Raw genomic sequence first — 19,242 nt, forward strand, 5'->3', positions numbered from 1 at the left:
TGGCCGCCGGTTAGGCGAAATCGTGCTTGGCAATCTCGGTCACCCGCCGGCAGATCTCGCGGCCATAATCGGTCCAGAGCCCCTGCCCCCAATAGCGATAACAGCTGGTCTGCGACGCCATCAGATGGAACAGCGCGTTGCGATAGTTCGGATCATCGGTCGGGGTGTTGGGCTTCAACACCTGCTCATGGAAGGCTGAGCTGGCCTCCTCCATCGGCCCGAGCACATTGTCGTAGCCCTTGACCCAGGAGAGATCATTGGTCCAACTGGCGCCGTCCATGTGGAACTGATGGTCTGACTGCTTCAGCTCTTCGATCACCTTCGCCAGTTTCTCTGGACCATCGCCGGGCTGCATCAGCCCCCAGATCTTGCCCTGCTGGGCCGGGCGGATCTCGGTGAAGTCGCTCTCTTTGATGCCCAGCGCGAACAGGTGCTCGAGGTACTCACTGCCATTCATCAGCGGTACGTCCGACCCTGAGGCACCGCGCACCGCCTCAAAAAATTTATCCGGAAACTCATTCATCATCACACCGCCGTTCTCGCCGTCGGCGATCTGCGTCACTAGCGGCGGCACCTGCTTGCCGGCCAGCTCCCAGCGTTGCAGACTCTGCGCTTCGTACCAGGGCTGCATCTGCGCGACCAGCTTGGTGTCCGACCCTTGCGTCTTGACCAGCGCGATGATGCTCGCGGTCTCGCCCTTGGAATTGGTGCAGATCATGCGGTGCGGCAGATGCGGGCGCTCTGGATGCCGGCCATTCTCGGTCTGCTCGACGCTGTGCTCCTGCACCAGCACCCATTGATAGCCGCAGTCGTTGAGGGTCTTGACGAACTCATAGGCGACATCGGGATGATTCGGTAGCGCCATCTCCGACGGCGAGAAGCCGCGCACTCGCTCTAGTGCCTCCAGTCCAAACATGCCAGCGAAATGGTGCTGGAAGGCTTGCACATGCAGCCGATAGTCCTGCACCGGTGTCGAAGGCGCCACAGCGTGGCCCCAAGGCATGCCGAGCCACTCCACCGCCCAGTTGTAATCCGGATTCATGGTGACGCCTTTGAGGGCGTCGAGTGCATGATCCTCGCCCATCTGCCGCAGGCCGTACAGCAGCGTGCCAGAGTACTCCAGCATCACCCGCGGTGACTTACTCTCGTGAATCAGCTGTGGGACGAACTCGCCAATGCGTTTGTAGCACCAGACAAAGGCCGGCGCGTTGTAGTTATCGCCGATGTCCTGGTGGTCCATCATGTACTTGAGATTGCTGATGATGGACGCGGTCTGCAGGTCATCGCCGCCGGCCGGAATCAGCGGCTGATGCTGATGCAGCGCGATGGCGCAGGCGGCGCGGATAGTGCCAAAATCGACTGCGCCCGGTGACTGGGCGAGTGACTTGTCCTTGCCGGCTTGCATGGCCTGTTCGATGGTGGCCTCTTCGCCGCAGATGTTGGGTAGACCGTCGATTTGCTCTGGAAGGCTAGACATTTGAGTGGACTCCGGGGGGTTAGGATTCAATAAGTCAGGCGCTGATCGCTTGGCTGGTCATGGCTCGTCGTGGTTGATCAGGTGTGAGAGCCGAGCCTGTAGAGAGTCATCTGCTTGATGCAGACTGCATCATGGCCAATCGTGCCCCATTGATCCAGCCTGTATCTTCCAAAAATGGCATTACTAGCGATTCGTCTCGGTATCGATTTGGTCAAGGAGCTGTTCCGTCACATCGAGATCAGCAGCGGCGCGATAGCACCAGGCCTCGCCCCAGAAGATGTTGCAGCTGGTCTCTGCGCGCAGCAGATGCCATTGCGCATCATCGAGCCATTGCCGCAGCGACGGCGGGAGAACGTCCAGCGCTTGCGCTGAGCCTGCCGACTGTTGCGCTTGGGTCTGCTCGGTCTGTTCAAAGCGGTCGAGCCAGCCGTGCAGTCGCTGGCTAAGCTCGTCATAACGCGTAATGACGTCACGCTGGATCTGCGAGCCGGTCCACTGGGTAAACCCCTTGCCATGGTGCCAGCCGGTGTTCCAGGCCCCGGTCGCGACGCGCACCTCGCCGTGCGCGCCGTGGGTATTGAGGTAGTCATGGATAAAGCTGGGGCGCAAGTTCGCATCGCCGGCCCGGATCATATTGAGCAAAGGCAGGTAGAAGGCTGACCAGTAATTGGCCCCATCGGTGACGTTGCGAAACCATCCGCCGTTCTCGCCGTCGGTCGCGGTGGTCACCAGCGGCGGGAAATCGCACCAACGGGTGCGCTCGGCGACCTCGTTGACGAACCAGCCCGGGTCCATGCCGGACTCCTGGGCATCGGACAGCTCACGATCGCGCACGACGACGATGATCTCATCATTGCCGTGGCGAGCGATATGCGGGCGATAACGGAGTTCTTGCCAGCTCATCGAATCGACCGGCTCGACATGCTCGCTATCGACCAGCACATAGCGATAGCCGAACTGGCGCAGCAGCGGGATCAACTCCATCGAGAAGCCCATCTCCGGCGGCCAGAAGCCATCGAAGCGCGCGCGCCAGAACAGATGCTGGGCAATGCCCTGCCAGCGACGCAGGTGCTCGGGGCGGTCGGCGGTCGGAATCAGCGGCAGCACCGGGTGGTAATAGCCGGTGCCGAGCAGGTCGAAGATCTGCTGATTCTGCAGGAACCAGAGCAGCTTGCCGCAGTCGACGATGCCGTAGACTCGGGCCTGAAAGTCCGGGCTAGAAAGGGTCTCGAGCAGGGTGCCTGAGAGCGACAGATGCACCCGCGCCAGGTCTTCCTGACCCCAGAGACTGCGCGGCATGCGATCAAGCGCGAACAGGATCTCCTTGGCCTCCCAGGTCTGCTCATCGAGCAAGTGCTCGAGGTTACCGGGCGGTTGATGAAGGTTCAGGACCAAGGCGTGATAGGCATGCATCGAGGCTTGGCTCTCCAATGTGGATTCGATGACGCCCGATGATAGCGAATCAGCGGCATCCGTCAGCGCCGAATGCGGATGACATCCGCCGCGCGTGGCTTGATCTTGAAGGTCAAGGGCGCGACATTGAGTCGAGATCACGAGCCTCAACACTCAAAGCATCAGCATGCCACAGATTATCATCGATGCGGACTCGACCTCGCTCGCCGAGCGCTGCGCCTTGATCAAGGCACCGAGCAAACGCCGCGCTCGTTTCCCGGAGGGCTGCGTGACCGTCGTCGAGAACGAAGACGAGGCCCGCGCCGGACGCGATCAAGCCAGAAAGCTCGAGCCCGCGATCGTCTACGGCCCCTCGTCCTCGTCGGAGGGCCAGCGTCTCTATTACCTCGTGCGTTGGCTCTGACCCCAATGGACCATAACCGCAGCGATGAGCCCCCCATCCTCGCCGTCACCGGCCTCGGCAAATCCTACGCCGAGGGCCGTCAGCGGCGCACGGTATTAGCCGACATCGACTTCGCTGTCGCCCGTGGCGAGTGTGTCGCCTTGGTCGGCCAAAGCGGCTCCGGCAAGTCGACCCTGCTCAACCTGCTCGCCGGCATCGACAAGCCCGATACCGGCGATGTCGAAATCATGGGCCGCAGCGTCGCCGCCATGGGTGAGCCCGAGTTGACCCTGCTGCGGCGCGAGCATATCGGCTTCATCTATCAGTTCTTCAATCTGATCCCGACCTTGACCGTGGCCGAGAACATCGGCCTCCCGCTCGAACTCAACGGTCGTCCCGCGCGCGAGCGGCGGACGCTGGTCGGTGACTGGCTCGTCAAGGTGGGGCTCGATGGGCGCGAGGAGGCCTTCCCCGATGAACTCTCCGGCGGTGAGCAGCAGCGCGTCGCCATCGCGCGTGCGCTGATCCACGATCCGGCGCTGGTGCTGGCCGATGAGCCGACCGGGAACCTCGACGCCCGCACCGGTCAGGTCGTGCTCGAACTCCTCGCCCACCTGTTCCGCGATGAGGGCCGTACCCTCATCCTGGTCACCCACAGCCGCAAGGTCTCCGAGATCACCGATCGCCTCCTCGCGCTCGACAACGGCCGCCTGAGCACCGCGACCGAGGTGCTCTCATGGTGAGACCCCGTCACTCGAGGCGCTACTCGGTTCGCACGCGTTCAGGGCCGTCGTTGCGCCCGCCTCCGTTCGCGCCCATTCAGGCCAGCGCCCTGCTCCGCGCATGCTGACTCCCGCGCTGCTCAAGGCCAGCCGCCGCTATCTGGCGCGCCATCGCTGGCAGACCTGGCTCTCGATCGCCGGCATCGCGCTCGGTGTCGCCGTCGTCATTGCCGTCGATCTCGCCAATGAAAGCGCCAAGCGCGGCTTTCGGCTCTCGCTTGAGCAGGTCACCGGTCCAGCGACCCATCAGATACTCGCCGCCAGCGGCACCATCCCGGAAACGCTCTACGCCGAGCTGCGGCTCGAGCAAGGGCTGACCAAGGCGACGCCGGTGATCGACGCGCCGATGCGCATCGGCGAGCGCAGCCTCAGCCTGCTTGGCATGGACCTGATCGCGGCCGCCGCGATGCGCCCGGAGCTGAGTGCGAGTCTGGGGCAGGCTGGCGAAGCTGACCGCCAAGCCAATCGCCAAGCCGGGGAACGCGCCAGCGCTGGCGGCGGCCAGCCAGCGGCCCCGAACGGCCTCATCGGCTTGCTGCGTCTGCTGCGCGATCCCGCCACCCTGGCGCTGAGCCGCGACGACGCCGAGCGCCTTGATCTGCAGCTTGGCGATCGATTCGAGCTTGATCTCGGCGCCGACAGCGTCGCCATGACCCTCGCCGCCATCCTGCCCGAACAGGCCCGCCTCAGCGGGCTCGCGCTCACCGACATCGCCACCGCGCAAGAGGTGCTCGGGCGCCTCGGCGAGATCGAGCGCATCGATCTGATCCTGACAGATGCCGAGGCCGCGCGCGTCGCCGCCGCGCTGCCGGCCGGTGTCCGTCTCGAGCCCGCCGCGCAACGCAGCAATGCACTGGCCCAGATGACGCGGGCCTTCCATACCAATCTCACCGCGATGAGCCTGCTGGCGATGTTGGTCGGCGCCTTCATCGTCTACAACACCATGACCTTCGCCGTGCTTCAGCGCCGGCCGCTGCTCGGCACCCTGCGCATGCTCGGCACCACGCGCGGCCAGCTCTTCGCGCTGGTGCTCGGCGAGACCCTCATCCTTGCGCTCATCGGCGCCGTGCTCGGCGTGCTGCTCGGCATCGCCGTCGGCGCCGGGCTGGTGCAGCTCGTCACCCGCACCATCAATGACATCTACTTCCAGCTCAGCGTTCGCAGTCTGCACCTCGCGCCGCTGTCGTTGCTCAAGGGTGCCGGCCTTGGTATTGGCGTGACCCTGCTCGCCGCCCTCGGCCCCGCGCTCGAGGCCGCGCGCTCGCAGCCGCGCGACGTCATCCGTCGCACCAGGGTCGAAGGCCAAGCCCGCCGTCTCCTGCCCTGGCTCGCCACCACCGGCATCCTGCTCATCATCAGCGGAATCGCGCTCATCAGCCTCTCCGCGCGCTCCATGGGCATCGGTTTCCTCGCGCTCTTCCTCGTCATCGTTGGCAGCGCCCTGCTCATGCCACTCGTCTTGCACGGCTTCGCCACGCTGACCACACCGCTGTTCGGGCGCCTGTTCGGCACCCAAGGCCGCCTCGCCGCGCGCGGCATCACCACCTCCATCACCCGCTCCGGTCTCGCTGTCGCCGCGCTCGCCGTGGCCGTTTCCGCCACGCTTGGCGTCAGCATCATGATCGGCAGCTTTCGCACCAGCGTTTCCGACTGGCTCGCCAACACCCTGACCAGCGACCTCTATCTTTCCGCCGAGTCCAGCGGCGGCGCCAGTCGTGGTGGCGACCTGCCGCCGGAACTCGCCGAGCAACTGCTCGCGCTGCCCCAGGTCAGCGCCATCAGCCTGGGGCGCAGCGCCCGCATCGAGACCCGCGACGGCCCGGTGCTCATGCTCGCCCTCGAATCCAGTACCGGCCAGCCGCGCGGCTTTAACTTCCAAGGCCCGACTACAGCTGAGCTTTGGCCGCGCTGGCACGCCGGCGAACTGCTGCTGATCTCCCAGCCCCTCGCCTACCGTCGCCAGCTCGAGGTCGGCGACAGCCTCGAACTGTTCACCACCAGCGGTTGGCGGACCTTCGAGATCGGCGCCATCTTCCAGGACTACGGCAGCGATAGCGGTACCTTGATCCTGCCGCGCCCGCGCTATGCCGAACTGTGGGACGACCCGGCCATTTCCTCCTTCGGCCTGGTCCTGAACGCGGAGGCCGATGACGAGGCCGTCAGTCAGGCGGTCGACGCCCTGCTTGCCGAACGCGATCTCGTCACCAGCGTCCAGACCAACCGCGCCATCCGCGCACTCTCACTCGAGATCTTCGACCAGACCTTCACCATCACCAAGGTGCTGCGTCTGCTCGCCATCGGCGTCGCCTTTGTCGGCATCCTCAGCGCGCTCATGGCGCTCGAACTCGAGCGCGCCCGCGACTATGCCGTGTTGCGCGCCACCGGCATGACCCGCAGCCAGTTGCGCGCCCTGATCCTGATCCAGACCTCAGCCATGGGTCTCGCCGCCGGCCTCCTCGCCATCCCGCTCGGTCTGGCGATGGGCGACCTGCTCATCAGTGTGATCAACCTGCGTTCCTTCGGCTGGACCATGCCCATGCAGGTGCAGCCGCAAACCCTGATCTCCGGCCTGCTGCTGGCCTGGCTCGCCGCCGTGCTCGCCGGCCTCTACCCGGCCCAGCGCGCCGCCAAGGCTGTCCCGGCTCGAGCACTGCGCGAAGAATGATGCGGGCCATCGGCAGGCAATGATGCGTGCAATCGATCGCTCGGGCTCGGACTCGCGATCAGCGCCTCGCCAACAGGCTTCGATTGACTAGAAAGGTCGTGTATTCTCTGCCCTAACTGAATACCAAAGCAGTACTCGGAGGCGAGTGAGCGACATGGCTGAAGACAAGAGCGTCGTAACCAAGAAGGCAACCGCGAAGGCCGCTGCGGCCGACAGCAAGCCGGAGAATCAACCGGTCACCAAAAAGACCAGCGGCAAGAAGGCGGCGGCCAAGAAAACGGCATCGACCAAGACCAGCGGCACGCCGACGACTGCCAGCGCACCCAAGAAAAAGGCCACCAAGAAGGCGGGTTCGGGCACCGCTGCCGCAAGCACCCCTTCGCCAGCAGGCAGCCCGGCTACGACCGCCAGTGCTCGCAGTGCGCCCGTGACCAAGAAGACGAGCACGAAGAAGGCCGCTGCTTCCAAGGCCGCGCCTGCCGCAGCCCCAGCTCCGGCTTCCCCCGCGCCGACCTCCCCTACTCCGCCCATTTCAGCGCAGGGTACCCAGGCCCGCAAAGAGCGCCCGGTGACCCTCAAGCCAGTGACCCAGGTCACGCCCGAGGAACGCCTCCGCATGATCGAGGAAGCCGCCTACTACATCGCCGAAAAGCGTGGCGGGGCACCTGGTGATCCCGCAGCCGACTGGGCGGCCGCCGAGGCCGAGATCGACGAGCAACTCCGTCGGGGTAGACACTAAACAACCGCTTGCCTAAGGCCGCCCAAAAGCAACCAAGCCACCGATAATGGATTACCTCGCGACACCAGAGCGAACCCATGCCGATCCCGCCGCCTTCCGTGCCCACGTCATGGAGCGCGGGCTCGACCGCGATGACCTCGATGCCGACCCCATCGTTCAGTTCCAGCGCTGGTATCAAGAGACGCTCTCGGCCCAACTCCCGGAGCCGAACGCAATGTCCCTGGCCACGGTTGACGCGAATGGCCAACCGAGCCTGCGCACCGTGCTGCTCAAGCTCTATGACGCCCAGGGCTTTGTCTTCTTCACCAACTACCAGAGCACCAAGGCCCAGCAGATCGACGGCAACCACCAGGTCGCGCTGCTCTTCCCCTGGGTGGCACTGGCGCGGCAGATCAGCATCCTCGGCAGCACCGAGCGGATACCCACCCACGAGTCCTTGAGTTATTTCATCACGCGCGGGCGCGGTAGTCGCATCGGCGCCTGGGCCTCGCCACAGAGTCAGGTCATCCGCTCGCGCGCGCTGCTCGAACAGAAGGTGGCCCAGATCAAACAGCGCTTCAGCGACGGTGAGATCCCGCTGCCGGACTTCTGGGGCGGCTACCGCGTGATCCCAACCAGCATCGAATTCTGGCAAGGTCGCGACAGCCGTCTGCATGATCGCTTCCGCTACCACCGAACAGCGCCTAATGCACCCTGGCAGATCGAACGACTCGCGCCCTGACCTCTCCGCGCCCCTCTTCCGCGCCGATCAGGTTGTTGGCCTCATCCTCGCCGGCGGCGCCGGACGACGCATGGGGGGCATCGACAAGGGTCTCATCGAACTCGACGGCCGCCCGCTCGTGCAGTGGGTCGCTGAAGCGCTACGGCCTCAGGTCGCAAGCCTGCTGATGAGTGCCAATCGACATCGCGAGCGCTATGCTCAGTTCGGCTGGCCGGTCTTGGCTGATCATGCTATCGGTGTCGCCGCTGGTGCTGATCCGCCGAATCAAGCTCAGATCCAGCCCTTTCAAGGCCCGCTCGCCGGCATTGCGACCGCGCTCGCCGAGATCAGGACATGGCCTCAGCCGCCGCTCCTTGCCCGGTCTTGCGCCCAGTCCCAAGCCGATGGCAATGCTCGAGCCGGCTCCGCATCCGCCCCGGCCTGGCTCCTCGTCTCACCTTGCGATACCCCATTGATCCCGCGCGACCTCGGTCCGCGCCTCGCCGCCGCGCTCCGAGATGGTTCGGCTCGCATCGCGATCGCCGCCGACCAAGCGCGCACTCAGCCGCTGCACGCTTTGATCCCTACCGACATCGGCGCCGACCTGACGGACTACCTTCGCGGCGGTGGACGCAGCGTTTTGGGTTGGCTCGCTCGCCACCGGGTCGCCACCGTCACCTTCGAGCAGATCCCTAGCCCTTTCATGAATCTCAACCGCCCTGAGGATGCCCGATCAATTGATGCCCGATCCATTCAGGCAGATTCTCTTTTCAGCGCGATCGAGGGGCGGCCGTCACCATAGCATCAGGGTCGCCATCCCCAGCAGGTAGAACACGAGCACCGTCGCCAAACAGTGTCAGCGGCAATGAGAGCTGTTCAGGGTTCATCGCCAGCTTCCATAGTAAGCGTTAACGCCGCGCCGGCATGGCTGCCCGGAGCGGCGTTAACGTGGTCGGTTGCTGGGTTAGTCTAGGCTAGCTCACAAGCCCTGGCGGTTGGGGTCGTTCGAGGTCGACCCGATGCCGGCTAAGCTGGCGTCGGGGGTCGCGGCATCCCTGCCCTCAGCATCGTTCGAGTTCGGCCCGTAGCGGTGTGAGGAGCCCTGGCCTTCGCCGCTATTCTTCCAGAAGAAGTAGGCGGCAGCGGCGGCGCTGCCGTAGAAAAGGATCCACACGACCCTGGATGTCTCGCCAGCGCCACCGAAGGCGATGGCACCGGAAAACAAGGCAATTGCGGTAAAGAGCAGTACCAGTTGGTTCATCACAAATCTCCTGAGTTGGTTGTCAATGACGGTCGGCGCATTGGATGCCGTTAAATGCCATGGCATCCAACGCGCGGTCGCCGTCTCATTCACTCGCGTTTTCACGTTTCATGCTGATGTTGGCCAATGAGGCCCGTCATCAGCCCCTTGCTAAAGCGTCGAACTGCGCCCGCGGAAGTAGAATACGGCCGCTAGCACAAGCCCGACGACGAACAGGATCCAGGCAATTTCCGTGGCAGCGCCAGCGATACCCGAAAACCCGAGCAGGCCTGCGATAATCGCGACGACGAGAGCAATGAGTGCCCACTGAATCATGGTTCACCTCCAATTGATTGATCAGTTGTGGCTGAGGGATCAGCCTAGTCCATCGCCGATGGACGGAGCCGCATGGCGTCCGCTTCCAGCAATGTTATCTGCAATGATGCAAAGGGCAGACCAACTCGCATCCAAGCCCGCATTTGCCTGACCCGCTGTCATTTTCCTGGTGACCAGCGTGCCGTTTGCGGTTTCTTTCAACCCCCAGTCGGCTGTGCTCAACCAATGTCATTGAAAGGACGCAGCACCCACCCGCGTGACGCCTGCTGCGCCACTGGAAGCGGCGACTGAATAGGCGACTGAATGCCCTGCCTGGCACGCGATCTGCTTTTTACTACCAAGGCGTGGACGGTACCGCGCCACAAGCCTGATTTCTTGGAGACCTCGATGCAACAGCGCACCGACGAAGCGTCCGCAGCGACGCCTCTCATCGACGACGCCAGCCAGGGTCCGGTGCCGCCGGCCGAAGAGGCCGCTGCGCGGCGCAGGCTGCGCCGTCTCGCTCACACCCTGGATTCGGCTATCGCCCTGCCCGGCGGCTATCGCGTTGGCTGGGATGGCGTCATCGGGCTGATACCGGGCATCGGAGATCTCACGGGTGCTGGCCTCTCCTCCTACATCATCCTCGAGGCTCGCCGCCTCGGGGCGCCTCTGATCGTGCTCATGCGCATGGCGGTCAATGTGCTAATCGAAACCACGGTCGGCATCATCCCTTTGGTAGGAGATCTCTTCGACTTCGTTTGGAAAGCGAATCGACGCAACGTTCAGCTGCTTGAAGACCACCTCGACAACCCCCGGGAAGTCCGACGCCACAGCACACTCGTGGTGGGTGGGCTGATCGCCCTGATGGCAGCTGCGGTCGTCGCGCTGGTTGCCCTGGCGCTTTGGCTGTTGGGGTTGTTGCTTTCGCTGCTGTGACCGTAGGCTCAAATGACGCGATAGCGGTCCAATTCCACCTGTGCCCAGTCTCTTGGCTGGGTTGGATAGGACTCGGCGCGGTCCCGACGCCGCCGAGTCCTTTGAATCACCTCCGAAACCTATAAGGTCTCAGCGCGCGCCTCGATCCACTCACGGTGGCGGCGTTCATCCGCAAGGTTACGCTCAAGCAGTGCCTTCACCTCTGCCGGCGAGTCATCCTGCTCGACAGCACGCTCATAGGCGGTATTGGTATCATCCTCGTTGGTCTTCATTGCCTTGAGCAGTGCCTTATCACCGAAGAGGTCAGCCAGCATCACCTTGCCTTGGGTCAGCATGCTCTTCATACCACCGCCTTCGGTCGGCGGCGTCTCACCCATCGATTGCAGATGGGCGCCGAGTTCCTCGGTATGGCGTTCATGATCGGCCATGAACTTCGCGAGTTCCTGTTTGCTCTCCGCGTCATCAAGGCGTTCAATCGCCTCCCGATAATTTTGGGCAGTTCCGGGGCTTCGCGTTGCCGGTAGGCGTCGATCGGATGCGGCCATCGTGCCGGATGCGGTGCGCAGAAACTCCCGTCTGTCGATTCTGGTCCGCTTGCTCATGCTTTTCTCCCGTGACAGTCAATGTTGTTGCCGATTAGGTGCGTGATCTAACGCAACCGATATGTCGAGGTAAGCGTTAAAGCCGCGTCAGCATGGCGGCTCGGAGCGGCACCTGTCGGGTGCTGCGGCTAGCTCAGTCAGCTAGGTGGGCGACTTGGGCCGTTTCGTTTGGCCTGGAACTCCACTCAGGTCAACCCCGGTGAGACTGGATTCGGCGGTCCCGTTTCCGGTTTTGACAACGCTGAAAGAGCCATCCGTCTCCAGCACCACCGCTTCGGCCTGATCGAGCGTTGCGAGGCCCTCGCTGCGGACTGCCGCGCGCACCTCACCACGGGTGATCCGTGTTCGCTTGAGCGCGTCAGGGAGGAATTGACCCTGATACAGCAGCAGTGAGGGGTCACCCGTGACCAACCGTCGGACCCAGCCGACGCGCACGCTCAGCCAGGTGATGATGAACTGGAGAACAAGCAGCAAGGCGAGCGCGAGTACCCCTTGAGCGAGTGACACGTCCTTGCTCAGCAGGATGCTCGCCAGCACCGACCCCAAGGCGACCGTCACCACCAAATCGAAGGCGTTCATTTTCGATAGGCTTCGCTTACCGCTTATCCGCAGCAGCACGATGAGGCTCGCATAGGAGAGCACGCCGATCACCAAGGTGCTCAGCAGCGCTGAGCCCTGGTCGAAAAAGATTTGCTCCATGGCCATTCTCCAATAGATTGCCGCTAGCGTGGATAACGCCGATGGAATTGCGCCTTTGGCAAGCTGTGATGTCCGTGCTGACTGCGCCCGTGCACGGCCACAATCGGCAGTACCCCCCCAGTCTTTGCATGTGCCATGCCAAGCGTCGCCCTTGCCGACGCGCCCACCATGATTGAGCCGCATTGCGCGGGGTCGTGGCTCAAATTCACCAACAGCGGTTGACTTGAACCGTTCCACACGCGGGTCGCTCCCGTCCGTCGCAACCCAAGGTCCGCCGCATCTCGCCCGGCGGACGCGCGCAGCTCCCAGCTGCCGGAGGGCTCCTGCCCGGGGACGCAGTCGCTGAGCTACGCGAGTGCTGCGGCATATCTTTTGCTTCCCTCAATAGATCAGCATCGCCTTGCAACTGGATGGAGAAGCCATGCCTTCCTGGAAACTGCTCACCTTATATGTCGTCGGTGCGGTGCTGGCCATCCTCGTGATTGCAGCGGTCCTAGCCCTTGCCTTCAATGGCTTTTGGGTCGATCTCTGGTGGTTCGACTCGCTCGGCTATGCAGGCTACTTCTGGTCCCGCCAGCTCTATGCGACGCTGGTGTATGTGCTTGGCGTCAGCTTCTTTTTTGCCCTCTTCTTCATCAATTTCTGGGTCGGCGGGAAATACCTCGGTGCCCGACGCCCAGCCGACGACAACTCAGCGGCGGATGCTCTCTCAGCGAACCGCTCTCCGGATATCCCCCCGCAGCAGCGCAAGCGACCGTCGCGGCAGCTCTATCGCAAGTTCCAGCAGCGCTCCCTGGCGGTCTATCTGCCCCTGACGCTGTTACTGGCCATCGTGGTCGCGCTGCCACTGCTGGTCTACTGGGAGACGGCGCTGATGTACCTGCTAGCGCCGGACATGGGAGCGCAAGCCCCGATGTATGGTTTCGACGTCTCCTTTTACCTCTTCTCCCTGCCGCTGTATGAACTCCTGTTCGCCGAAACGCTGGTCGCATTGCTGATCGTCCTGGCCGGGCTCGCGCTGCTCTACTGGGCCGAGCACAAGGCCATGCCCAGGGATCACGGCATTCTGCGCCGCGGTGTGCGTATCCATCTGAGCCTGATCACCATGCTGGTCTTTGTGATGGGTGCCTTATATTTCGTCGGCGACACTCAGCATTTGTTGTACACCGATGCTCATCTCCCCGTGTTCTATGGCCCCGGCTACGCCGAGATGCAGGTGACGCTGCCATTGATCTGGGCCTCGGGCGTGCTGACCCTGGTGGTGGGCGGCCTGCTCGTCTATCTCCTCAATACCCGCCGCAGGCTGAAAACCCTGGCTGGCACGACGGCGCTGTTGCTGGTCGTGGTTGCCTCCCGCTATACGCCAGCGCTGAGCGCAAGCATCGAGGAGTTCATCGTTCAGCCCAACGAACTGTCCCGTCAGGCCCCGTATATCGAGAACAACATCAATGCCACGCTCGCGGCCTATGCGCTGGATGATGTCGAGACCCGGCACTACGCGATCCGCGAGGACGCATGGGGGCAGGTCACCCCGGAGATGGAGCGGAGCCTGCAGAACGTTCCGGTCTGGGATGAAGACGGGCTGCTCAAGGTCTATCGCGACCTGCAAGAGATTCGTTCCTACTACAGCTTCCATCAGATCGACGTTGGTCGCTATACCATCAACGACAGCTACCAGCAGGTGTTCCTCGGTGCCCGCGAGATCGACATCAACAAGCTCCGCGACCCGCTGCAGACTTGGGTCAACCGTTGGCTCAAGTACACCCATGGCTACGGCGCGGTGATGACCCCGGCGGCGCAGGACGCCGCCGAGCCGACCAACTGGCTCATCCAGGGCATTCCGCCAACCATCAAGGCCGGCCTGTCCGGCCTCTCCCTCGAGCAGCCGGCCCTGTACTACGGCGTGGGCACCTACCTGCCCGTCATCGCCCCGAACGCCAGCCAAGAGCTGGATTACGCCTCCAAGGACGAGGTCAACTATTCCGATTACACCGGCGACGGTGGCGTGCCGATGGGCAGTCTGTTCCACAAGCTCATGTTCGCGATCTATTTCCGCGAACAGAACATCTTTTACACGACCCAGACCACCGACGACAGCAAGCTCCTGTTTCGACGCAACGTCCAGGAACGCATCAAGACCCTGACCCCGTTCCTGACGCTGGTTCCGAGCCCTTATCTGGTGATGGCCGAGGGGCGCCTGTGGTGGATTCAGAATGCCGTGACCCACTCCGACCGGTATCCGAACGCGACCCCCTACGACGGCCGGTTCGGTTACTTCGCAAGGCCGTTCAACTATATCCGCGAGTCGATCAAGATCGTCGTCGACGCCTACAACGGCAGTGTCGACTATTACCTGGCCGACCCCAGCGACCCGATCGCCGTCGCCTATGCGCGAATGTACCCTCAGCTATTCAAGCGCATGGAGGAGATGCCGACGGCCTTGAAGCAGCATGTGCGTTACCCGAAAGCCCTCTTCGATGTGCAAATGGACGTCTACGCCCAGTATCACCAGAACGATGCTCAGACGTTCTACAACCGCGAAGACGTCTGGGAGTTCCCGAGTGTCGAGTGGCGTGACAACATGCATGCGGTCACCTCCTATTACCTGACCTTGAATCTGATCCACCCCGATCGCTTCCAGTACAGCCTCTTCGTGCCGATGACCCCGCGCGGCCAGCGCGGCATGCGGGCGCTCGCCTTGGTCGGAAGCGACGGCGAAGACTACGGCCGCATCGTCGTCTACAACTTCCCGAAGGGCACCCTGGTCTATGGGCCGGCGCAGGTGGACGCCTTCATCAAGCAGGACCCGTACATCACCCAAGAGTTGACGCTCTGGAATCAACAGGGCTCGAATGCCGACCGCGGACGCATGGTCGTGGTCCCGATCGACGGTATCGTCACCTATATCCAGGGCATTTTCCTGGAGGCTGAGGCGGAGTCGCGGATGCCCCAGCTCGCTCGGGTGATCGTCAGCCAAGGCCCCTTGGTGGTCATGGAGGAGACCCTCGAAGAGGGTGTCCGCAGTCTGAATGAACTCATCCTCGAGAAGGCACGGGACGCCAAGACCGAGGCGCGCCAAGCACGCAAAGAGAGGGCGCCGCTGGAGCCGCCCTCGGTGGTGCCGGAGACCGAAGGCGCAAGCAGGAGCACCAGCGATGAGCAGCCACGGCCAACTGCCTCTTGTATGCGAGCGCGTTCTACCTGGTGATCCAGCTGGTCGAGAACAATCTGCTGATGCCGATGATTCAGCGCAGCGCCGTCGATCTGCCGCCCGCCCTGGCGCTAGTCTCCACATTTCTGGCCGCAGCCGCCTTCGGCCCTCTCGGGATCATCGTCGCGACACCGCTGGCTGCGGTGGCGCTGGTCTTGGTCAAAATGCTGTACATCGACGAGGTGCGCGGTCAGCCGGTCGACCTTCCGGGTGATCGCGGCGACGGGGCGCAAGGCTAGGCCGGCGGCGAAAGCCGGGCAACGCTCGCACCAATAGGCAAAGCACAATGAAGACCATCCATAGCACCCCGACGGTATTCAAACCCATTGCCATTGCCCTCACCCTGCACCGGACGCTGGCCCTGGGCGCATTCCTCTTGCTGCCACTGAACGGTGCCGCGGCCGACGGCTGGTCTGACGGTGACACTCTGCTCGGCGACTGGGATGGGCGCCGCGCGGCACTTGAGGACGACGGCATCAGCTTCTGGGGCTACTACAACGCCATCGTCGCCAGCAATGTCAGCGGTGGTCTCGAGCAGGGAACCGCTTACGCCGGCGGCCTGTACATCGGCACCCAATTCGACCTGGAGACGCTCGCCGGCCTCGATGGCTGGACCTTCACCCTGAGCGGCATCGACCGCCATGGCGCCAGCATCGACGACGATATCGGCAACATCTACAGTGTCATGCAGTTGGTCGGCGGCCAGACCTGGTTCCTCTACGGCGCCTTTCTGGAGAAGACCTGGGCCGACGGCGAGCACGCCTTCAAGTTCGGCCGCATCACCGCGACTGACGACTTCGCCGGCTCGCCCTTCTACGGCTTCTATCTCAACAACAGCATCAACGGCCAGATCCGCGCCGTGCTGTTCGACGGCGTCATGACCTCCTACCCGTTCCCGGTCTGGGGGGCGCGCTACAGGTTCCAGCCAACGGATCACTTCAGCGCCAAGGTCGGCGTCTACCAGCTGATCGATCTGATGTGGGACCCGGATAAGCACGGCACCGACTTCGCGTTCCGCGACGATGATGGCGTCTCGGTGATGCTGCAACTCGACTGGGGCTGGGATTGGAACAGCAAGCCGGGCCACTTTGCGCTGGGGCTCAACAACGTCTACTTCGAGATGCCGAACTTCGACTCCGACGACACCACCGACAGCTTCATCCGCTACTACGCGCAGATGGACCAGCAGGTGACGCAGGAAGCCAGCGCCTCCGATCAGGGTCTGTACCTGTTCGGCACCCTGGCCTACACCAACCAGCAGCAGCCCGCCCTGGTGCCCTTCCAGGTCAGCCTGGGCGCCCAGTACCTGGGCTTGTTCGACGGCCGTGCCAACGACCGGCTGATCTTCGGTACCACCTACGGCACATTGAGCAACGACTACGCCAAGGCGCAACAGGCGCTCGGTCAGGGTGACCCGGATTACGAATGGATGTTCGAGCTGGGCTACCGGGTGCAATTGACCACGTTCGCCTATGTCCAGCCGGACATCCAGTATGTGCACCAGCCAGGCGGCACCGGTGACATCCCGGATGCCACAGTGCTCGGCATGCAGTTTGGCGTCACCTTCTAAGCCACGGTCCGTGCAGGCGATAGTCTTTCGAGGAGGATCGCTATGATTGAACTCAGCACCAGCGCCGTGCGCCTCGGCGCCAGCGCGCGGGACAAGACCGACGCCATCCGCCAGGTCGGCGCCCTGCTGGTCGAGGCCGGCTACATCGAGCCCAGCTATGTCGACAGCCTGCTCGCCCGCGAGCAGGTAGCCAACACCTATCTCGGCAACGGCATCGCCATCCCCCATGGCGTGCCCAAGGATCGCGGCCTGATCAAGCAGACTGGCGTCGCGGTGCTTCAACTGCCAGACGGCGTTGAGTGGAACACCGGCGAGCGGGCGCAGCTGGTGGTGGGCATCGCTGCCAAGTCCGACGAGCATCTGCAGATCCTGACCAACCTCACCGACGTGCTCGGCAGCCCGGAGGAGGCCGAGCGGCTGGCGCAGACGAACGACGCCAGCGACATCACCGCGCGGCTCTCGGCCGGTGCGCCCAAGTCCGCGACGACCGAGCCGCTGCCCGAGGACCTGCCCAACCACTTCGACATCGTCATCGATAGCCCCCACGGCCTGCATGCCCGTCCGGCCACCGCGCTGGTGGACATCGCCAAGGGCTTCGAGTCCAGCATCCGGGTGCGCCACGGCGACCGGGCCGGCGACGGCAAGAGCCTGATTGGCCTGTTGAACCTCGGCATCGACTCGGGCGCGACCATCCGCGTCATGGCCGAGGGGCCGGATGCCGATGAGGCCCTGGCCGCGCTGCGCGAGGCCATCGAGCAGGGCCTGGAAGACGAGGAAGAGGCCGCAGCCGGCGCTGCGGACGCGCCGTTCGAGCGCATCGAGTGGCAGGGCCCCACCATCGCTGGTGTCGCCGCCTCCCCCGGCATGGCCACGGGCCCGCTCTGGCAATACCAGCGGGGCAAGATCGTCGTCGCCGCCACCGCCAAGGACCCGGCCGCCGAGCGCACCAAGCTGCACCGCGCCATCGAGACGGCCAAGCGTGAGTTGGCCGCGCTGTTCGAGGAGGTCCGCGCCAAGTCCGGTGCCGGCCGCGCGGGTATCTTCAAGGCCCATGCCGAGTTCCTCGCCGACCAGGGCCTCGTCGATGCCGCCGAGCACCTCATCACAACCGATGCGCGCAGCGCCGGCTACGCCTGGGAAAAGAGTGTCGCGGCCCAGGCCAAGACCCTTGCCGCCCAGTCCGACGCATTGCTCGCTGCCCGCGCGGTGGACCTGCGCGACGTCGGCCGGCGGGTGCTCCGGCAGCTGGCCGAGCGCATCGAGGACGAGCCCCGGCTCCCGGACACGCCCGTGATCCTGGTGGCCGATGATCTGAGCCCGTCCGACACCGCGCGGCTGGACCCGGCATTGGCGCTCGGCATCTGCACCGCTGCCGGTGGGCCCACCTCGCACACCGCCATCATCGCCCGCTCGCTGGACATCCCGGCGGTGGTGGGCGCCGGCGACGGCCTGCTGGACCTGGTCGACGGCACCGAGGTGGTGCTCGACGGCAACGCCGGCATCCTGGTGAGCGCACCCACCGACAGCGACCAGGCCGAGGCCCGGCGCGTGCAGGCGGACCTCGCCACCCGCCGCGAGGAAGAGCGGCGCACCTGCTACCAGCCAGCGCTGATGACTGACGGCGCCCGCATCGAGGTGGTCGCCAACATCGCCGCGCCGGAAGAGGCCGCCAAGGCGGTGGAGGCCGGCGGCGAGGGCGTCGGCCTGCTGCGCACCGAGTTCCTGTTCCTCGGCCGCGACCAGGCGCCCACCGAGGACGAGCAGGCGGCCGCCTACACCCAGATGGTCAAGGCCTTGGCTGGCCTGCCCATCATCATCCGCACGCTGGACATCGGCGGCGACAAGTCCGTGCCCTACATGGACATGCCAGCGGAGGAGAACCCCTTCCTCGGCGAGCGCGGCATCCGGCTGTGCCTGAACCGCCCGGCCCTGTTCCGCACCCAGCTGCGTGCCATTTTTCGTGCCGCCGAGCACGGCCCGGTGCGGATCATGTTCCCGATGATCTCGACGCTGGAGGAACTGACCCGCGCCAAGGCGCTGACCGAAGAGGTCCGCCTGGAGCTGGACGCCGACCCGGTGGAGATCGGCATCATGATCGAGGTGCCCTCTGCGGTGATGATGGCGGACGCCTTCGCCGAGCAGGTGGACTTCTTCTCCGTCGGCTCAAACGACCTGACCCAGTACTGCCTGGCCGTGGACCGCATGCACCCGGTCCTGTCGCGCCAGGCGGATGGGCTGCACCCGGCCGTGCTGCGCATGATCGAGCGCACCGTGCAGGCGGCCGACAAGGCCGGCAAGTGGGTCGGCGTCTGCGGCGGCATTGCCGGCGATCCGGCCGGCGTGGTCATCCTCACCGGGCTCGGCGTCAAGGAGCTGTCCGTCAGCATCCCCAGTATCGCGGCGGTGAAGGCGCAGATCCGAGGGTTGTCCAAGGCCAAGGCGCAAGCCCTCGCCCGCCGGGCGCTGGCCTGCCACACCGCCCCTGCCGTGCGGCGCCTGCGTTGAGGG

At 64.2% G+C, this 19,242-nt stretch carries 17 protein-coding genes; 11 read left to right on the forward strand and 6 right to left on the reverse strand.

Translation table 11 applies throughout. From position 1 onward, the window contains the following. Positions 1–10: 10 nt before the first annotated feature. Positions 11–1,477: a glycosyl hydrolase family 57 gene (locus tag AC54T3_RS06290; protein WP_496623282.1), complete on the reverse strand. Its 1,467-nt coding sequence runs from the start codon at positions 1,475–1,477 to the stop codon at positions 11–13. A gap of 183 nt (positions 1,478–1,660) precedes the next feature. Next, complete coding sequence (locus tag AC54T3_RS06295) at positions 1,661–2,890, reverse strand: polysaccharide deacetylase family protein (RefSeq protein ID WP_496623284.1); 1,230 nt, start codon at positions 2,888–2,890, stop codon at positions 1,661–1,663. Between the two features lie 166 nt (positions 2,891–3,056). Here AC54T3_RS06295 and AC54T3_RS06300 point away from each other — a divergent pair, with 166 nt between their 5' ends. The 6 genes from AC54T3_RS06300 (at position 3,057) to mobA (ending at position 8,960) form a co-directional block, all read left to right on the forward strand. Then, a complete protein-coding gene (locus AC54T3_RS06300; protein WP_496623286.1) occupies positions 3,057–3,293 on the forward strand; it encodes a hypothetical protein in 237 nt (78 codons plus the stop codon). Between the two features lie 5 nt (positions 3,294–3,298). Next, the gene (locus AC54T3_RS06305) at positions 3,299–4,015 is read left to right on the forward strand and encodes an ABC transporter ATP-binding protein (RefSeq protein ID WP_496623288.1); all 717 of its coding nucleotides are present in this window, start codon (positions 3,299–3,301) and stop codon (positions 4,013–4,015) included. Positions 4,016–4,115: 100 nt separating this feature from the next. Continuing rightward, on the forward strand, positions 4,116–6,719 hold the full coding sequence (locus tag AC54T3_RS06310) for an FtsX-like permease family protein (RefSeq protein ID WP_496623290.1): 2,604 nt from the start codon (positions 4,116–4,118) through the stop codon (positions 6,717–6,719). Positions 6,720–6,873: 154 nt separating this feature from the next. Beyond that, a complete protein-coding gene (locus tag AC54T3_RS06315; protein ID WP_496623291.1) occupies positions 6,874–7,458 on the forward strand; it encodes a DUF2934 domain-containing protein in 585 nt (194 codons plus the stop codon). A gap of 109 nt (positions 7,459–7,567) precedes the next feature. Next, the gene (pdxH, locus tag AC54T3_RS06320) at positions 7,568–8,179 is read left to right on the forward strand and encodes a pyridoxamine 5'-phosphate oxidase (RefSeq protein WP_496623348.1); all 612 of its coding nucleotides are present in this window, start codon (positions 7,568–7,570) and stop codon (positions 8,177–8,179) included. Further along, the gene (gene mobA / locus AC54T3_RS06325) at positions 8,145–8,960 is read left to right on the forward strand and encodes a molybdenum cofactor guanylyltransferase MobA (RefSeq protein ID WP_496623293.1); all 816 of its coding nucleotides are present in this window, start codon (positions 8,145–8,147) and stop codon (positions 8,958–8,960) included. The genes pdxH and mobA overlap by 35 nt, the downstream gene beginning before the upstream one ends. Before the next feature lie 177 nt (positions 8,961–9,137). Here mobA and AC54T3_RS06330 read toward each other — a convergent pair whose 3' ends face one another. Together AC54T3_RS06330 and AC54T3_RS06335 are read right to left on the reverse strand one after the other, a co-directional pair. Next, positions 9,138–9,419, reverse strand: a complete 282-nt coding sequence (locus AC54T3_RS06330; RefSeq protein WP_496623295.1) for a hypothetical protein — start codon at positions 9,417–9,419, stop codon at positions 9,138–9,140. Positions 9,420–9,569: 150 nt separating this feature from the next. Further along, positions 9,570–9,734, reverse strand: a complete 165-nt coding sequence (locus AC54T3_RS06335) for a DUF1328 domain-containing protein (RefSeq protein WP_496623297.1) — start codon at positions 9,732–9,734, stop codon at positions 9,570–9,572. Between the two features lie 387 nt (positions 9,735–10,121). On the opposite strand from AC54T3_RS06335, the gene AC54T3_RS06340 reads away from it, so the two are divergent. Beyond that, positions 10,122–10,652 carry a DUF4112 domain-containing protein gene (locus AC54T3_RS06340; RefSeq protein WP_496623299.1) on the forward strand — a complete coding sequence of 177 codons (531 nt, stop codon included), beginning with the start codon at positions 10,122–10,124 and terminating at the stop codon, positions 10,650–10,652. Positions 10,653–10,771: 119 nt separating this feature from the next. Here the strand turns inward: AC54T3_RS06340 and AC54T3_RS06345 are convergent, their stop codons facing one another. Both AC54T3_RS06345 and AC54T3_RS06350 read right to left on the reverse strand, forming a co-directional pair. Then, positions 10,772–11,254, reverse strand: coding sequence for a DUF2383 domain-containing protein (locus tag AC54T3_RS06345; protein WP_496623301.1), 483 nt, complete (start codon positions 11,252–11,254; stop codon positions 10,772–10,774). A gap of 141 nt (positions 11,255–11,395) precedes the next feature. Further along, positions 11,396–11,953, reverse strand: a complete 558-nt coding sequence (locus AC54T3_RS06350) for a DUF421 domain-containing protein (RefSeq protein ID WP_496623303.1) — start codon at positions 11,951–11,953, stop codon at positions 11,396–11,398. A gap of 421 nt (positions 11,954–12,374) precedes the next feature. On the opposite strand from AC54T3_RS06350, the gene AC54T3_RS06355 reads away from it, so the two are divergent. Genes AC54T3_RS06355 through ptsP form a run of 4 tightly spaced genes read left to right on the forward strand, consistent with a single transcriptional unit; the run spans position 12,375 to position 19,239 of the window. Further along, positions 12,375–15,161, forward strand: coding sequence for a UPF0182 family protein (locus tag AC54T3_RS06355; protein ID WP_496623305.1), 2,787 nt, complete (start codon positions 12,375–12,377; stop codon positions 15,159–15,161). Next, complete coding sequence (locus AC54T3_RS06360) at positions 15,158–15,403, forward strand: AI-2E family transporter (RefSeq protein WP_496623307.1); 246 nt, start codon at positions 15,158–15,160, stop codon at positions 15,401–15,403. The genes AC54T3_RS06355 and AC54T3_RS06360 overlap by 4 nt, the downstream gene beginning before the upstream one ends. Positions 15,404–15,450: 47 nt before the next feature. After that, positions 15,451–16,734 (forward strand): carbohydrate porin, encoded by a 1,284-nt coding sequence (locus AC54T3_RS06365; RefSeq protein ID WP_496623308.1) that lies wholly within the window; start codon positions 15,451–15,453, stop codon positions 16,732–16,734. 42 nt (positions 16,735–16,776) lie between these two features. Next, complete coding sequence (gene ptsP / locus AC54T3_RS06370; RefSeq protein WP_496623310.1) at positions 16,777–19,239, forward strand: phosphoenolpyruvate--protein phosphotransferase; 2,463 nt, start codon at positions 16,777–16,779, stop codon at positions 19,237–19,239. Positions 19,240–19,242 lie beyond the last annotated feature (3 nt).

Source organism: Halochromatium sp. NSM3 (assembly GCF_059621085.1).

Coding starts and splice junctions, on each gene's coding strand:
- AC54T3_RS06335 (WP_496623297.1), bottom strand. CDS start 9,734: ATGATTCAGTGGGCACTCATTGCTCTCGTCGTCGCGATTATCGCAGGC.
- pdxH (WP_496623348.1), top strand. CDS start 7,568: ATGGAGCGCGGGCTCGACCGCGATGACCTCGATGCCGACCCCATCGTT.
- mobA (WP_496623293.1), top strand. CDS start 8,145: ATGCACCCTGGCAGATCGAACGACTCGCGCCCTGACCTCTCCGCGCCC.
- AC54T3_RS06295 (WP_496623284.1), bottom strand. CDS start 2,890: ATGCATGCCTATCACGCCTTGGTCCTGAACCTTCATCAACCGCCCGGT.
- AC54T3_RS06305 (WP_496623288.1), top strand. CDS start 3,299: ATGGACCATAACCGCAGCGATGAGCCCCCCATCCTCGCCGTCACCGGC.
- AC54T3_RS06355 (WP_496623305.1), top strand. CDS start 12,375: ATGCCTTCCTGGAAACTGCTCACCTTATATGTCGTCGGTGCGGTGCTG.
- AC54T3_RS06330 (WP_496623295.1), bottom strand. CDS start 9,419: ATGAACCAACTGGTACTGCTCTTTACCGCAATTGCCTTGTTTTCCGGT.
- ptsP (WP_496623310.1), top strand. CDS start 16,777: ATGATTGAACTCAGCACCAGCGCCGTGCGCCTCGGCGCCAGCGCGCGG.
- AC54T3_RS06350 (WP_496623303.1), bottom strand. CDS start 11,953: ATGGAGCAAATCTTTTTCGACCAGGGCTCAGCGCTGCTGAGCACCTTG.
- AC54T3_RS06290 (WP_496623282.1), bottom strand. CDS start 1,477: ATGTCTAGCCTTCCAGAGCAAATCGACGGTCTACCCAACATCTGCGGC.
- AC54T3_RS06365 (WP_496623308.1), top strand. CDS start 15,451: ATGAAGACCATCCATAGCACCCCGACGGTATTCAAACCCATTGCCATT.
- AC54T3_RS06310 (WP_496623290.1), top strand. CDS start 4,116: ATGCTGACTCCCGCGCTGCTCAAGGCCAGCCGCCGCTATCTGGCGCGC.
- AC54T3_RS06315 (WP_496623291.1), top strand. CDS start 6,874: ATGGCTGAAGACAAGAGCGTCGTAACCAAGAAGGCAACCGCGAAGGCC.
- AC54T3_RS06300 (WP_496623286.1), top strand. CDS start 3,057: ATGCCACAGATTATCATCGATGCGGACTCGACCTCGCTCGCCGAGCGC.
- AC54T3_RS06345 (WP_496623301.1), bottom strand. CDS start 11,254: ATGAGCAAGCGGACCAGAATCGACAGACGGGAGTTTCTGCGCACCGCA.
- AC54T3_RS06340 (WP_496623299.1), top strand. CDS start 10,122: ATGCAACAGCGCACCGACGAAGCGTCCGCAGCGACGCCTCTCATCGAC.